This window comes from Enterobacter huaxiensis (genome assembly GCF_003594935.2).
GTDB lineage: Bacteria > Pseudomonadota > Gammaproteobacteria > Enterobacterales > Enterobacteriaceae > Enterobacter > Enterobacter huaxiensis.
The window spans coordinates 4,580,539-4,594,386 of the sequence record NZ_CP043342.1; the positions used below are offsets into that span (position 1 = coordinate 4,580,539).

Sequence of the window (13,848 nt, forward strand, 5' to 3'; positions counted from 1 at the left end):
TTTTAAAGAGCAAAACTTCTTAATGCACTCAAAAGTACATTCAGAAGTTCATCATTCATCAGACAATCTGTGTGGACACTACAAAGGCAGGTTCTTTAAGGTAAGGAGGTGATCCAACCGCAGGTTCCCCTACGGTTACCTTGTTACGACTTCACCCCAGTCATGAATCACAAAGTGGTAAGCGCCCTCCCGAAGGTTAAGCTACCTACTTCTTTTGCAACCCACTCCCATGGTGTGACGGGCGGTGTGTACAAGGCCCGGGAACGTATTCACCGTAGCATTCTGATCTACGATTACTAGCGATTCCGACTTCATGGAGTCGAGTTGCAGACTCCAATCCGGACTACGACGCACTTTATGAGGTCCGCTTGCTCTCGCGAGGTCGCTTCTCTTTGTATGCGCCATTGTAGCACGTGTGTAGCCCTACTCGTAAGGGCCATGATGACTTGACGTCATCCCCACCTTCCTCCAGTTTATCACTGGCAGTCTCCTTTGAGTTCCCGGCCGAACCGCTGGCAACAAAGGATAAGGGTTGCGCTCGTTGCGGGACTTAACCCAACATTTCACAACACGAGCTGACGACAGCCATGCAGCACCTGTCTCAGAGTTCCCGAAGGCACCAATCCATCTCTGGAAAGTTCTCTGGATGTCAAGAGTAGGTAAGGTTCTTCGCGTTGCATCGAATTAAACCACATGCTCCACCGCTTGTGCGGGCCCCCGTCAATTCATTTGAGTTTTAACCTTGCGGCCGTACTCCCCAGGCGGTCGACTTAACGCGTTAGCTCCGGAAGCCACTCCTCAAGGGAACAACCTCCAAGTCGACATCGTTTACGGCGTGGACTACCAGGGTATCTAATCCTGTTTGCTCCCCACGCTTTCGCACCTGAGCGTCAGTCTTTGTCCAGGGGGCCGCCTTCGCCACCGGTATTCCTCCAGATCTCTACGCATTTCACCGCTACACCTGGAATTCTACCCCCCTCTACAAGACTCTAGCCTGCCAGTTTCGAATGCAGTTCCCAGGTTGAGCCCGGGGATTTCACATCCGACTTGACAGACCGCCTGCGTGCGCTTTACGCCCAGTAATTCCGATTAACGCTTGCACCCTCCGTATTACCGCGGCTGCTGGCACGGAGTTAGCCGGTGCTTCTTCTGCGGGTAACGTCAATCGACAAGGTTATTAACCTTATCGCCTTCCTCCCCGCTGAAAGTACTTTACAACCCGAAGGCCTTCTTCATACACGCGGCATGGCTGCATCAGGCTTGCGCCCATTGTGCAATATTCCCCACTGCTGCCTCCCGTAGGAGTCTGGACCGTGTCTCAGTTCCAGTGTGGCTGGTCATCCTCTCAGACCAGCTAGGGATCGTCGCCTAGGTGAGCCGTTACCCCACCTACTAGCTAATCCCATCTGGGCACATCTGATGGCAAGAGGCCCGAAGGTCCCCCTCTTTGGTCTTGCGACGTTATGCGGTATTAGCTACCGTTTCCAGTAGTTATCCCCCTCCATCAGGCAGTTTCCCAGACATTACTCACCCGTCCGCCGCTCGTCACCCAGGAGCAAGCTCCCTGTGCTACCGCTCGACTTGCATGTGTTAGGCCTGCCGCCAGCGTTCAATCTGAGCCATGATCAAACTCTTCAATTTAAGTTTGATGCTCGTGAATTAAACTTCGTAATGAATTACGTATGTTCACTCAGAGACTTGGTATTCATTTATTGTCCGAAGACATTAAGAATCCATGTCACTTTGAGTGCCCACACAGATTGTCTGATAAATTGTTAAAGAGCAGTGCAACGCGGCTTTCGCTCACCGTTGCGAGGTGGCGTATATTACGCTTTCCTCTTTCAGAGTCAACCCGTTATTTCAGGATTTTTTCTCTTCAACCGACCCGGCTGTTTGTGAAGTGATTCACATGTTCCGTGTCGATGGAGGCGCATTATAGGGAGTTCTCGGCAGGCCGCAACCGCTAAATGACAGAAAAATGACTGACTGCTGCATTCCACAGCAAAACCCCGCCTTATACCTTTTTACACACAGACTTATCCACAATGATACGAAAAAGTGAAAATGTGCGAGCGTTGCGCAAACGTTTTCGTTAAAATGCTCGCGCTTAATAAGGATGCCCCGTCAGGTGTGTTAGATGAGTTTTTCGCAGGAAAATTCATCTAACGCTCTCTGTAATCGTGAAATCCAGGGGATTTACCATGCAACAACGTCGTCCAGTCCGCCGCGCTCTGCTCAGTGTTTCTGATAAAGCCGGTATCGTCGAATTCGCTCAGGCACTTTCTGCACGTGGCGTAGAGCTGCTTTCCACAGGCGGTACCGCTCGCCTGTTAGCAGAGAAAGGTCTGCCGGTAACCGAAGTGTCCGATTACACCGGTTTCCCGGAAATGATGGATGGACGCGTCAAAACCCTGCACCCGAAAGTGCACGGCGGCATTCTTGGTCGCCGCGGCCAGGACGACGGTATTATGGAACAGCATGATATCGCCCCAATCGATATGGTTGTCGTTAATCTCTACCCATTCGCACAGACCGTTGCCCGCGAAGGCTGTTCTCTGGAAGATGCAGTTGAGAATATCGACATCGGCGGCCCGACCATGGTGCGCTCCGCAGCCAAGAACCATAAAGATGTGGCTATCGTGGTGAAGAGCAGCGATTACGACACCATTATTAACGAGATGGATGCCAACGAAGGGTCACTGACGCTTGCAACGCGTTTCGACCTCGCCATCAAAGCCTTCGAACACACCGCCGCGTACGACAGCATGATCGCCAACTACTTCGGTAGCCTGGTACCTGCCTACCATGGTGAAAGCAAAGATCCTTCCGGCCGCTTCCCGCGCACCCTAAACCTGAACTTCATTAAGAAGCAGGATATGCGCTACGGCGAGAACAGCCACCAGCAGGCTGCCTTCTATATAGAAGAAGAGGTAAAAGAAGCCTCTGTTGCCACCGCTCAGCAGGTTCAGGGCAAGGCGCTCTCCTATAACAACATTGCCGACACTGACGCCGCGCTGGAATGCGTGAAAGAGTTCAGCGAGCCGGCCTGCGTTATCGTCAAGCACGCCAACCCATGCGGTGTTGCGGTTAGCAGCTCTATCCTTGATGCCTACGATCGCGCCTACAAAACCGACCCAACCTCCGCGTTCGGCGGCATTATCGCCTTCAACCGCGAGCTGGATGCTGAAACGGCTCAGGCCATCATCTCCCGCCAGTTCGTTGAAGTGATCATCGCGCCATCCGCTTCCGAAGAGGCGCTGAAAATCACCGCGGCGAAACAGAACGTGCGCGTGCTGATTTGCGGCCAGTGGGCGGAACGCGTGCCGGGCCTGGACTTCAAGCGCGTGAACGGCGGCGTGCTGGTTCAGGACCGCGACCTGGGCATGGTGACTGAAGCCGACCTGCGCGTGGTAACCAAACGACAGCCGACCGAACAGGAGCTGCGTGACGCGCTGTTCTGCTGGAAGGTCGCGAAGTTCGTTAAATCCAACGCCATTGTCTACGCCAAAGAGAACATGACCATCGGAATAGGTGCTGGCCAGATGAGCCGCGTCTACTCCGCGAAAATCGCGGGTATTAAAGCCGGCGATGAAGGTCTGGAAGTCAAAGGCTCCGCCATGGCTTCTGACGCCTTCTTCCCGTTCCGTGACGGTATCGACGCGGCAGCCGCTGTAGGGATCACCTGCGTGATCCAGCCCGGCGGCTCTATCCGCGATGACGAAGTGATTGCCGCCGCCGACGAGCACGGCATTGCGATGATCTTCACCGACATGCGTCACTTCCGCCATTAATTCCCGGAGCAGAAAATGAAAGTATTAGTGATTGGTAACGGCGGGCGCGAGCACGCTCTGGCGTGGAAAGCGGCGCAGTCTCCGCGGGTGAAAACCGTCTTTGTGGCGCCGGGCAACGCCGGGACCGCCCTGGAACCGACTCTGCAGAACGTCGCCATCGGCGTGACCGATATTCCGGCGCTGCTGAGCTTTGCTCAGAGCGAGAAAATCGATCTGACCATCGTCGGCCCGGAAGCGCCGCTGGTGATTGGCGTCGTCGATGCCTTCCGCGCGGCGGGCCTGACAATCTTCGGGCCAACGGAAGGCGCCGCGCAGCTGGAAGGCTCCAAGGCCTTCACCAAAGATTTCCTCGCGCGCCATAACATCCCGACGGCGGAATATCAGAACTTCACCGACGTGGAGCCAGCCCTGGCCTACCTACGTGAAAAAGGCGCGCCGATTGTTATCAAAGCAGACGGTCTGGCAGCAGGTAAAGGCGTTATCGTCGCGATGACCCTCGAAGAAGCAGAAGCCGCGGTTCAGGATATGCTGGCGGGCAACGCCTTTGGCGATGCAGGCCACCGCATCGTGATCGAAGAGTTCCTCGACGGTGAAGAGGCCAGCTTTATCGTGATGGTCGACGGCGAGCACGTTCTGCCGATGGCCACCAGCCAGGACCACAAGCGCGTGGGTAACGGTGATTCCGGCCCGAACACGGGCGGGATGGGTGCTTACTCCCCTGCTCCGGTGGTGACGGATGAAGTGCACCAGCGCACCATGGACCGCATCATCTGGCCTACCGTGAAAGGGATGGCGGCGGAAGGTAACACCTATACCGGTTTCCTGTACGCAGGCCTGATGATCGACAAACAGGGAAACCCGAAGGTTATCGAATTCAACTGTCGCTTTGGTGACCCTGAAACGCAGCCCATCATGCTGCGCATGAAGTCTGACCTGGTCGAACTGTGTCTGGCGGCCTGCGAAGGCAAGCTGGACGAGAAAACCTCCGAGTGGGACGAGCGCGCGTCTCTGGGCGTGGTGATTGCTGCGGGCGGTTATCCGGGCAACTACAGCACCGGGGATGAGATCCACGGACTGCCGCTGGAAGAGAACGACGGCGCGAAGGTATTCCATGCGGGTACGACGCTCTCAGACGACGATCGCGTACTGACCAACGGCGGCCGCGTGCTGTGTGCCACGGCGCTGGGTCATACCGTGGCAGAAGCGCAGAAGCGCGCCTACGCGCTGATGGCGGATATCCGCTGGAACGGCAGCTTTAGCCGCCAGGATATTGGCTATCGCGCGATTGCGCGTGAGCAGGGGGAGTAATTTCACACCCTCACCCTAACCCTCTCCCAAAGGGAGGGGGGATCGTTCGTAGGCCGGATAAGCGTTAGCGCCATCCGGCTTAATCCACAGAATTCAGAAACTCTTCTCTGTCGGCTGCCAGGTGCAGAAGTCTTCGTTCGCTACCAGCAGCAGCTGAGAGCCTTCCGGCGCGTCAAGCCACGCCACGCTCACTTCCACTGATGAATGCCGCTGACGGCGTTCAATGTGTTCTATGGCCCAGGATTCGAGGTCAGGCTTCACCGTCGCTCCTTCACAGGTTGTCACCGACCTGTCGGCATGCCAGCGCCCCTGGCGCAGCACAACGCGTCCCTGACGCAGCGCATCGCTGGTCTGACGGATTTGTTCGGCGCGGTAGCGGTAGAGGGCGATTTGATCGCTGGAAAGCTGCTGTTTCTGACCGCTGACTTCGCGTTGCATAAAGCTCAGCTCGCCGCGATCGTCAAAACGCACTTTCACGTGTTCGGGGGTCTTGCTGTAGATGTTCAGTTCAATCAGCGACAGGCTATCGCCCAGCCAGCGGTACTCCGCAGTGGACGTACTGCCGTTATGCCATGGGCTAAAAGCGGAGAGCAAGTGAACGTCATCGCTTGAATCTTTGCGCCAGATCCTGACCGCTCCCTGGTTGTCAGCGTAGCCGCTGGCCGTAAAAGGTGGGAGAGAGGAATCGTGGCTACAGGCAGACAGCAACAGCACGCCTGCCAGCGCGAGCGTTCCACGCCAGAAAGACAAAAGGGGCGTTGCCGCCCCTTCGTTAAAACTGTTCACTGCCACGCGTCTTACTTAACTGCGTCTTTCAGTGCTTTACCAGAAACAAATGCCGGCACGTTAGCTGCGGCGATTTTGATTTCTTTACCGGTCTGCGGGTTGCGGCCAGTACGCTCAGCGCGGTGGTTCACTTTGAAGGTACCGAAACCAACCAGTTGCACAGCATCGCCTTCTTTCAGAGACTCAGTAATAGCAGCCAGGGTAGATTCCAGAGCAGCTTTAGCCTGCACTTTAGACAGATCAGCCTTGTCCGCAATTACATCAATCAGTTGAGTCTTGTTCATAAGTTATCCTTTCAATGTGTTTATCGCTTGCTAAGCATCGAGTGCGACGAAAATGCCAAAAAAGCACTCTCCTGCATACACGCACCGATAGCCACTTTTTTTCGCCCCCCAAATGTAGACCAGACGGGGGGCAGAAGGGAAGAGTCGAGGTGCGACAAAACAGGCGTTAAATCACGTTTTGTTGTCTCATTGGTTAAAAATTATACCAATATTACTCTCACCAGCCTCACGTAAGTCCGCGCGCAGCCCTTTGATCAGCTCAATATCGCGTTCTTCACACTCTGCCAGCAGGCGGAAAATCTCCCACTGAATGTCCCATTCTTGCTCGACGGCCGGGTTTGCGCGCAGCTCTTCGTCGGTCATTTCACGTCCTTCCTGGGTCATTTCCAGCATCGCCACGGTAGTAATGGAAGCCTTACTGACTTCGATAGCGTGCTCCAGGGTTTCACCGCTCAGACGGGAGTGAATCAACTCGCTCAACGCCACGCAGGCGTCGATAGCCGGATAGACACCGTAGAGGTCAAAATCATCCGCAGCCGGAATGGCTTCTTCCAGCTTCTCCAGCTGGGAATCGAAGTTCACCTTCGCATCTTTAACCGTCAGCGTTTCCCAGATTAAATCCAGGATACGGCGATAAATCTGGCCTTCGCCAAACTCGGTCTGCTTGCAGAACGCGGCATAGTTGGGATACATGCGCTCACACAGGCAGGCCATGAAGGTAACGTGCTGCCAGCTTTCCAGCTTCTCAAGGCGCAGATGAATCGGGTTTTGTAACATGATGATGTCTCGAATCGGTAATTAGCCGCAGTTTACCTGAATCATGGCTGAATTTCCTGCCAACGAATGAATGCCGGACGCGAGGAGGCGACGGCATCGGCCCAGCGCGTCGGTTCCGGTAAGCGGTAACCCTTCATGCAGCGCTGTACCCATGCAAGGGCGCTATCCATGCTTACCCGATGCCCGGTGGCGATGAATAGAGGGTTGCAGCGTGCCTTACTGCGCCAGACCCACGCCAGCTGTTCGCCTTTATCGATGAGCGGCGCCAGCGCGCCCGGCTCGTCAGAGAGGGGCTCAAACTTACCGCAGAGGCGTTTCTTGGCAACTCCGATAGTCGGTACGTCCACCAGCAGCCCAAAGTGGCTGGCAACGCCTAAGCGGCGCGGATGGGAAATACCGTGTCCGTCAACGAACAGCAGGTCAGGTTTTTGCGAAAGCTGCTCCCACGCTGCGAGCAGCGCGGGATATTCGCGGAAGGAGAGAAAGCCGGGAATGTAGGGCATGGTGGTGGCGATGCGCGCCACTTTGTACTCCACCAGCTCAAGCGAGGGGTACTTCAGCACCACCATCGCCGCCCGCGTCACTTCACCGCCCTGCTCAAACCCGACGTCCGCCCCGCCAATGTACTGCGGGGGATCCCTGTCCAGCCGATCCTCGCGGACCACCGATGAGGCCAGTTCAATCTGTTGAGCGCGTAGCGACGCGAGATCCATAACGACTCCTTACTTGTGATAGTGGGCAGAAAGCCGGTGCACCGCCTCCACAAATACGCCTGCGTGTTCTGGCGGCACATCCTGATGAATGCCGTGGCCGAGGTTAAACACGTGGCCTTCACCCTGGCCGAAACCAGACAGTATAGTCGATACTTCTTCTTCAATACGGGCCGGCTGCGCGTAGAGCATGGAGGGATCCATGTTGCCCTGAAGCGCCACTTTATCGCCCACGCGACGGCGCGCATCGGCAATATCGGTTGTCCAGTCCAGGCCCAGCGCGTCACAGCCGGTGGCCGCCATCGCTTCCAGCCACTGGCCGCCACCTTTGGTGAACAGCGTGACCGGTACCCGGCGGCCTTCGTTTTCACGCAGCAGGCCGTCGACGATTTTATGCATGTAATACAGGGAGAACTGCTGGTAATCACGCCCGGTGAGCACGCCGCCCCAGGTGTCGAAAATCATTACCGACTGCGCACCCGCTTTGATCTGCGCGTTGAGATAGAGCGTGACGCTCTTCGCCAGCTTGTCCAGCAGCGCATGCAGGGCCTGCGGCTCGGCGTACATCATTTTTTTGATCACGGTAAAGGCTTTGCTGCTGCCGCCTTCCACCATATAGGTCGCCAGCGTCCACGGGCTGCCGGAGAAGCCAATCAGCGGCACTTCGCCCTTCAGCTCACGGCGAATGGTGCGTACGGCGTTCATCACGTAGCCCAGCTCACCTTCAGGATCGGGGATCGGCAGTTTATCAATGTCGGCTTTGCTCTTAATCGGTGAGCTAAAGCGCGGGCCTTCGCCGGTTTCGAAATAGAGCCCAAGGCCCATCGCATCCGGAATGGTCAGAATGTCCGAAAAAAGAATGGCCGCATCCAGCGGATACCGGCGCAGCGGCTGGAGCGTCACTTCGCAGGCCAGCTCGGCGTTTTTGCACAGCGACATAAAATCGCCGGCCTGCGCGCGCGTGGCTTTGTACTCTGGCAGATAGCGGCCCGCCTGGCGCATCATCCACACCGGGGTGACATCAACGGGCTGGCGCAGCAGCGCACGCAGATAACGATCGTTCTTCAGTTCGGTCATTTTGCAGTTCCTTATTGCGTCAGTCCGCCAGTGTAACACTACTCATACTCGGCCCGACACATTGCCACGGTATCTTCTATCAGGCGACGCGCTACCGTTCCCGGCGGCGGCAGCAGGGGTAAATCGTCGTAGCGATACCAGTTCGCCTCCAGCAGCTCTTTCTGGTCGATAACGATCTCGCCGCTGTCGTATTCGGCCATAAACGCCGTCATCAGCGACATTGGGAATGGCCACGGCTGGGAGGTGACATAGCGCAGGTTCTTCACCTTAATGCTGCTCTCCTCCATCACCTCGCGCGCCACCGCCTGCTCCAGGGTTTCGCCCACTTCGACGAACCCGGCCAGCACGGTATGAATGCCGTTACGATGCCGGGTATGCTGCGCCAGCAGGATGGAATCATCGCGACGGATTGCCACAATGATGCACGGTGCAATTTGCGGGTAATAACGTTCGCGGCAGTGGCTGCACAGCAGCGCCCACTCGGTTTTGCTCGGGTGCATGGTGTGACCGCAGTAGCCGCAGTATTTATGCGAGCGGTAAAACTCCGCCAGCTGCACGCCGCGCCCTGCCAGCTGGAACAGGCCGACGTCCAGATCCAGCACCTGACGAACGGATCCCATATCGTGGCGACGAGCCTGCTGGATCAACCACACCGGATCGCCCTGCCACTCGCCGATCCTCAGCGCGCGCTGGCCAACAAGATCGAACGTTTCCGCCGCGCCATAAGGGAGTTCTCCGGCAGGCAGCCATAATTTTTGTTCATGACTGACGATCCACCAACCAAGATCTGATTTTTCAATAATACGATCCATATCTATTGCACTACCTTCGCTTCACTGACATGTTGTTAGCATTGTGGTTACATTTTGGGTAAGCAGATTCAATTCTAAACCTTGTGGAGTCGAACATGTTAAACCAGCTAGAAAGCCTGACTGAGCGCGTTGGAGGAAGTAACAAACTGGTGGATCGCTGGCTACATGTACGCAAGCATCTGCTCGTGGCTTATTACAATCTGGTCGGTATTAAGCCTGGCAAAGAATCATATATGCGACTGAACGAAAAAGCGCTGGACGATTTTTGTCAGAGCCTGGTCGACTACCTGTCCGACGGCCATTTCAACATTTATGAACGCATTATCCGCGAAATGGAAGGCACAAGCCCGTTTTTAGCCGCAACAAAACTCTATCCGCTGCTGGAAGGCAATACCCAGCAGATCATGGACTACTACGATTCCACGCTCGAGAACGCGATCGATCACGATAACTATCTTGAGTTTCAGCATGCGCTGTCCGATCTCGGTGAAGCGCTCGAAGAGCGATTCACGCTGGAAGACAAGCTGATCGCCCTCGCGCTGGATAATGGTTTGAACATCCGCAGCGAAGAGAACGTCGCGCCCCCCGCTTGAGTTCTTAATCGTTAACGAGTAATTTACAACCATTCGCCCCTCTCACGAGGGGGATTTTTCTTGTCGGAGTGCCCAGCGTTTGTAAAAACGCGGGCTGAGACCGTTAATTCGGGATCCGCGGAACCTGATCAGGCTAATACCTGCGAAGGGAACAAGAGTTACACTGCTGTTGTATCGCCCCAGAGGCGATCTCCTCTTGCTTCATCCGTCGTCTGACAAGCCATGTCCTTCACTTTTGGAATGAGCTATGTCTACTGCAAAACTGACCCGCCGCGAACAGCGCGCACAGGCCCAACACTTCATCGACACGCTGGAAGGCACCGCTTTCCCGAATTCTAAACGCATCTACATTTCCGGCTCGCAGGCCGATATCCGCGTCCCGATGCGCGAAATCCAGCTCAGCCCGACGCTTCTCGGCGGCAGCAAAGAAAACCCGCAGTTTGAAGACAACGAAGCCGTGCCGGTGTATGACACCTCCGGCCCTTACGGTGACCCTGATGTGAGCATCAACGTCCAGCAGGGCCTGGCAAAGCTGCGCCAGCCCTGGATTGAGGCGCGTAACGATAGCGAAGCGCTAAACGAGCAAAGCTCTGCGTACACGAAAGAACGTCTGGCCGACGACGGTCTGGACGAGCTGCGCTTTACCGGCCTGCTGACGCCGAAACGCGCCAGAGCGGGCAAATGCGTGACCCAGCTGCACTACGCGCGCCGGGGCATCGTCACGCCGGAGATGGAGTTCATCGCCATCCGCGAAAACATGGGCCGCGAGCGCATCCGTAGCGAAGTGCTTCGCCACCAGCACCCGGGCGAAGGCTTTGGCGCTCGCCTGCCGGAGAACATCACGCCGGAGTTTGTGCGTGACGAAGTGGCCGCCGGCCGCGCGATTATCCCCGCCAACATCAACCACCCGGAATCCGAGCCGATGATCATTGGCCGCAACTTCCTGGTGAAGGTCAACGCTAACATTGGTAACTCAGCCGTCACCTCCTCCATCGAGGAAGAGGTGGAAAAGCTGGTCTGGTCAACGCGCTGGGGCGCGGACACGGTGATGGACCTCTCCACTGGCCGCTATATTCACGAAACCCGCGAATGGATCCTGCGTAACAGCCCGGTACCGATTGGCACCGTCCCGATTTACCAGGCGCTGGAGAAGGTGAACGGCATCGCCGAAAACCTCACCTGGGAGGCCTTCCGCGACACGCTGCTGGAGCAGGCAGAACAGGGCGTGGACTACTTCACCATTCACGCGGGCGTGCTGCTGCGCTACGTGCCGATGACCGCGAAGCGTCTGACCGGCATTGTCTCGCGCGGCGGTTCCATCATGGCGAAGTGGTGCCTGTCCCATCATCAGGAAAACTTCCTCTACGAACACTTCCGCGAGATCTGCGAAATCTGCGCCGCGTACGATGTCTCACTGTCGCTGGGCGACGGCCTGCGCCCGGGCTCTATTCGCGACGCGAATGACGAAGCGCAGTTTGCCGAGCTACACACGCTGGGCGAGCTGACCAAAATCGCCTGGGAGTATGACGTGCAGGTGATGATTGAAGGCCCGGGCCACGTGCCGATGCAGATGATCCGCCGCAACATGACCGAGGAGCTGGAGCACTGCCACGAAGCGCCGTTCTACACCCTGGGGCCATTGACTACCGACATCGCGCCGGGCTACGACCACTTCACCTCGGGTATTGGCGCGGCGATGATCGGCTGGTTCGGCTGCGCCATGCTTTGCTACGTAACCCCGAAAGAGCACCTCGGCCTGCCAAACAAAGAGGACGTGAAGCAGGGGCTGATTACCTACAAAATTGCGGCCCACGCGGCGGACCTGGCGAAAGGCCATCCCGGCGCGCAAATCCGCGATAACGCCATGTCGAAGGCGCGCTTTGAATTCCGCTGGGAAGACCAGTTCAACCTGGCGCTGGATCCCTTCACCGCCCGCGCCTATCACGACGAAACCCTGCCGCAGGAGTCCGGCAAGGTGGCCCACTTCTGCTCCATGTGCGGACCGAAGTTCTGCTCGATGAAAATTAGCCAGGAAGTGCGTGATTACGCCGCCGCGCAGGCAATTGAGGTCGGTATGGCGGATATGTCAGAGAACTTCCGTGCCAAAGGCGGCGAAATCTACCTCAAAAAAGAGGAGGCATAATGTACCAGCCCGATTTCCCCTCCGTGCCCTTCCGCTTAGGGCTTTACCCGGTGGTAGACAGCGTAGAGTGGATCGCGCGCCTGCTTGAGGCCGGCGTTCGCACAATTCAGCTTCGCATCAAGGATAAACGCGATGAAGAGGTGGAGGCTGACGCGATCGCCGCCATCGCGCTGGGGCGTCGCTACGACGCCCGCCTGTTTATCAACGATTACTGGCGGCTGGCCGTTAAGCACCAGGCCTACGGCGTGCATCTGGGCCAGGAAGACCTGGAGACAACCGACCTGATCGCCATCCGTGATGCCGGTCTGCGCCTGGGCGTATCGACACACGACGATATGGAGATTGACGTAGCGCTGGCAGCTCGCCCCTCCTACATCGCCCTCGGCCACGTTTTCCCGACGCAAACCAAGCAGATGCCCTCCGCCCCGCAGGGATTGACGCAGCTGACGCGCCACATCCAGCGTCTGGCAGATTACCCCACCGTCGCCATCGGCGGAATTAGCCTTGAACGCGCCCCGGCGGTGCTGGAGACCGGCGTCGGCAGCATTGCCGTCGTCAGTGCCATCACGCAGGCGGAAGACTGGCAGGCTGCCACCGCGCAGCTATTACAGCTGGCGGGAGCAGGCGATGAATGACCGCGATTTTATGCGCTACAGCCGCCAGATCCTACTGGAGGATATCGCCATCGGCGGGCAGCAAAAGCTGCTCGCCAGCCGGGTATTAATTGTCGGCCTGGGGGGGCTCGGCGCGCCCGCCGCGCTCTATCTGGCCGGTGCGGGTATCGGCACGCTGGTGCTGGCCGACGACGACGAGGTGCATCTCAGCAATCTGCAGCGGCAGATCCTCTTTACCAGCGAGGACATCAACCAGCCTAAAGCGCAGATCGCCCGGCAGCGGTTGGCGCAGCTGAACCCGGACATCGAGCTCATCGCCCTTCAGGCGCGGCTCGGCGGCGAGGAGCTTGAACGGGAAGTTGCTCTGGCCGACGCGGTGCTGGACTGCACCGATAACATGGCGACGCGCCAGGCGATCAATGCCGCCTGCGTGGCGCAGAGCACGCCGCTTATTACGGCCAGCGCGGTCGGCTTCGGCGGGCAAATGATGGTGCTGACGCCCCCCTGGGCGCAGGGCTGCTACCGATGCCTGTGGCCAGATGACGTCGAGCCGGAACGCAACTGCCGCACCGCAGGCATTGTTGGCCCGGTGGTGGGGGTAATGGGCACCCTGCAGGCGCTGGAAGCCATCAAGCTGCTCAGCGGCATGGAGACCGAGCGCAACAGGCTGCGGCTGTTTGATGCGCGTTCCGGCGGCTGGCGCCAGCTGGCATTACACCGCGCCAGCGGCTGCCCGGTATGCGGAGGCCACGATGCGCATTCTGTTTAACGATGAGCCAATCAAGTGCGATGACGGGCTTACCGTCGCCGCGCTGCTCGACAAGCTCCGCCAGCTCAAGCCGGGAACGGCGCTGGCGCTCAATCAACAGATCCTGCCGCGCGAACGGTGGGAACATCAGCAGGTCAATGAAGGCGACCAGATCCTGCTGTTTCAGGTTATCGCAGGGGGCTGA

At 57.5% G+C, this 13,848-nt stretch carries 13 protein-coding genes, 1 rRNA gene, 1 pseudogene and 1 riboswitch; of the genes and pseudogenes, 8 read left to right on the forward strand and 7 right to left on the reverse strand.

Features of this window, described 5'->3' with window-relative positions; genetic code table 11:
• Nucleotides 1-101: 101 nt before the first annotated feature.
• Nucleotides 102-1,641 (reverse strand): 16S ribosomal RNA (locus tag D5067_RS21835).
• Nucleotides 1,642-2,201: 560 nt separating this feature from the next.
• Between D5067_RS21835 and purH the strand changes: the two genes are divergently transcribed.
• Together purH and purD are read left to right on the forward strand one after the other, a co-directional pair.
• Nucleotides 2,202-3,791, forward strand: coding sequence for a bifunctional phosphoribosylaminoimidazolecarboxamide formyltransferase/IMP cyclohydrolase (gene purH, locus D5067_RS21840; RefSeq protein ID WP_119938496.1), 1,590 nt, complete (start codon nucleotides 2,202-2,204; stop codon nucleotides 3,789-3,791).
• Nucleotides 3,792-3,806: 15 nt separating this feature from the next.
• On the forward strand, nucleotides 3,807-5,099 hold the full coding sequence (gene purD, locus D5067_RS21845; RefSeq protein ID WP_119938497.1) for a phosphoribosylamine--glycine ligase: 1,293 nt from the start codon (nucleotides 3,807-3,809) through the stop codon (nucleotides 5,097-5,099).
• 93 nt (nucleotides 5,100-5,192) lie between these two features.
• Here the strand turns inward: purD and D5067_RS21850 are convergent, their stop codons facing one another.
• From D5067_RS21850 to hemE, 5 genes are all read right to left on the reverse strand, one after another.
• The gene (locus D5067_RS21850; protein ID WP_119938498.1) at nucleotides 5,193-5,885 is read right to left on the reverse strand and encodes a DUF1481 domain-containing protein; all 693 of its coding nucleotides are present in this window, start codon (nucleotides 5,883-5,885) and stop codon (nucleotides 5,193-5,195) included.
• Nucleotides 5,886-5,896: 11 nt separating this feature from the next.
• Nucleotides 5,897-6,169: a nucleoid-associated protein HU-alpha gene (gene hupA / locus D5067_RS21855; protein WP_002445246.1), complete on the reverse strand. Its 273-nt coding sequence runs from the start codon at nucleotides 6,167-6,169 to the stop codon at nucleotides 5,897-5,899.
• A 186-nt stretch (nucleotides 6,170-6,355) separates the two neighbouring features.
• Nucleotides 6,356-6,946: a YjaG family protein gene (locus tag D5067_RS21860; protein ID WP_119938499.1), complete on the reverse strand. Its 591-nt coding sequence runs from the start codon at nucleotides 6,944-6,946 to the stop codon at nucleotides 6,356-6,358.
• Nucleotides 6,947-6,987: 41 nt separating this feature from the next.
• Nucleotides 6,988-7,659, reverse strand: a complete 672-nt coding sequence (gene nfi / locus D5067_RS21865) for a deoxyribonuclease V (RefSeq protein WP_119938500.1) — start codon at nucleotides 7,657-7,659, stop codon at nucleotides 6,988-6,990.
• A 9-nt stretch (nucleotides 7,660-7,668) separates the two neighbouring features.
• On the reverse strand, nucleotides 7,669-8,733 hold the full coding sequence (gene hemE, locus D5067_RS21870; RefSeq protein WP_119938501.1) for a uroporphyrinogen decarboxylase: 1,065 nt from the start codon (nucleotides 8,731-8,733) through the stop codon (nucleotides 7,669-7,671).
• Between the two features lies 1 nt (nucleotide 8,734).
• On the opposite strand from hemE, the gene D5067_RS24175 reads away from it, so the two are divergent.
• Complete coding sequence (locus tag D5067_RS24175) at nucleotides 8,735-8,905, forward strand: LEPR-XLL domain-containing protein (protein WP_374208541.1); 171 nt, start codon at nucleotides 8,735-8,737, stop codon at nucleotides 8,903-8,905.
• Here D5067_RS24175 and nudC read toward each other — a convergent pair.
• A pseudogene (gene nudC / locus D5067_RS21875) lies at nucleotides 8,841-9,545 on the reverse strand (NAD(+) diphosphatase); the annotation flags it as partial. The gene D5067_RS24175 and the pseudogene nudC sit on opposite strands and share 65 nt — an antisense overlap.
• 95 nt (nucleotides 9,546-9,640) lie before the next feature.
• On the opposite strand from nudC, the gene rsd reads away from it, so the two are divergent.
• The 5 genes from rsd (at nucleotide 9,641) to thiS (ending at nucleotide 13,848) form a co-directional block, all read left to right on the forward strand.
• Entirely contained in the window at nucleotides 9,641-10,138 is a 498-nt protein-coding gene (rsd, locus tag D5067_RS21880) for a sigma D regulator (protein WP_119938503.1), read from the forward strand.
• 54 nt (nucleotides 10,139-10,192) lie between these two features.
• A riboswitch (TPP riboswitch) is annotated at nucleotides 10,193-10,306 on the forward strand.
• Between the two features lie 79 nt (nucleotides 10,307-10,385).
• Complete coding sequence (gene thiC / locus D5067_RS21885) at nucleotides 10,386-12,281, forward strand: phosphomethylpyrimidine synthase ThiC (RefSeq protein WP_119938504.1); 1,896 nt, start codon at nucleotides 10,386-10,388, stop codon at nucleotides 12,279-12,281.
• Complete coding sequence (gene thiE / locus D5067_RS21890) at nucleotides 12,281-12,916, forward strand: thiamine phosphate synthase (RefSeq protein WP_119938505.1); 636 nt, start codon at nucleotides 12,281-12,283, stop codon at nucleotides 12,914-12,916. The genes thiC and thiE overlap by 1 nt, the downstream gene beginning before the upstream one ends.
• Nucleotides 12,909-13,664 (forward strand): HesA/MoeB/ThiF family protein, encoded by a 756-nt coding sequence (locus D5067_RS21895; RefSeq protein ID WP_119938506.1) that lies wholly within the window; start codon nucleotides 12,909-12,911, stop codon nucleotides 13,662-13,664. Before thiE ends, D5067_RS21895 begins: the two co-directional genes overlap by 8 nt.
• Nucleotides 13,576-13,848, forward strand: coding sequence for a sulfur carrier protein ThiS (thiS, locus tag D5067_RS21900; protein WP_509161685.1), 273 nt, complete (start codon nucleotides 13,576-13,578; stop codon nucleotides 13,846-13,848). The genes D5067_RS21895 and thiS overlap by 89 nt, the downstream gene beginning before the upstream one ends.

Excerpts from the sequence above, each read along its gene's own strand:
- purD (WP_119938497.1), top strand. The coding sequence starts at position 3,807 with ATGAAAGTATTAGTGATTGGTAACGGCGGGCGCGAGCACGCTCTGGCG.
- hupA (WP_002445246.1), bottom strand. The coding sequence starts at position 6,169 with ATGAACAAGACTCAACTGATTGATGTAATTGCGGACAAGGCTGATCTG.
- hemE (WP_119938501.1), bottom strand. The coding sequence starts at position 8,733 with ATGACCGAACTGAAGAACGATCGTTATCTGCGTGCGCTGCTGCGCCAG.
- D5067_RS21895 (WP_119938506.1), top strand. The coding sequence starts at position 12,909 with ATGAATGACCGCGATTTTATGCGCTACAGCCGCCAGATCCTACTGGAG.
- thiC (WP_119938504.1), top strand. The coding sequence starts at position 10,386 with ATGTCTACTGCAAAACTGACCCGCCGCGAACAGCGCGCACAGGCCCAA.
- thiS (WP_509161685.1), top strand. The coding sequence starts at position 13,576 with ATGCGCGTTCCGGCGGCTGGCGCCAGCTGGCATTACACCGCGCCAGCG.
- rsd (WP_119938503.1), top strand. The coding sequence starts at position 9,641 with ATGTTAAACCAGCTAGAAAGCCTGACTGAGCGCGTTGGAGGAAGTAAC.
- D5067_RS21860 (WP_119938499.1), bottom strand. The coding sequence starts at position 6,946 with ATGTTACAAAACCCGATTCATCTGCGCCTTGAGAAGCTGGAAAGCTGG.
- thiE (WP_119938505.1), top strand. The coding sequence starts at position 12,281 with ATGTACCAGCCCGATTTCCCCTCCGTGCCCTTCCGCTTAGGGCTTTAC.
- purH (WP_119938496.1), top strand. The coding sequence starts at position 2,202 with ATGCAACAACGTCGTCCAGTCCGCCGCGCTCTGCTCAGTGTTTCTGAT.
- nfi (WP_119938500.1), bottom strand. The coding sequence starts at position 7,659 with ATGGATCTCGCGTCGCTACGCGCTCAACAGATTGAACTGGCCTCATCG.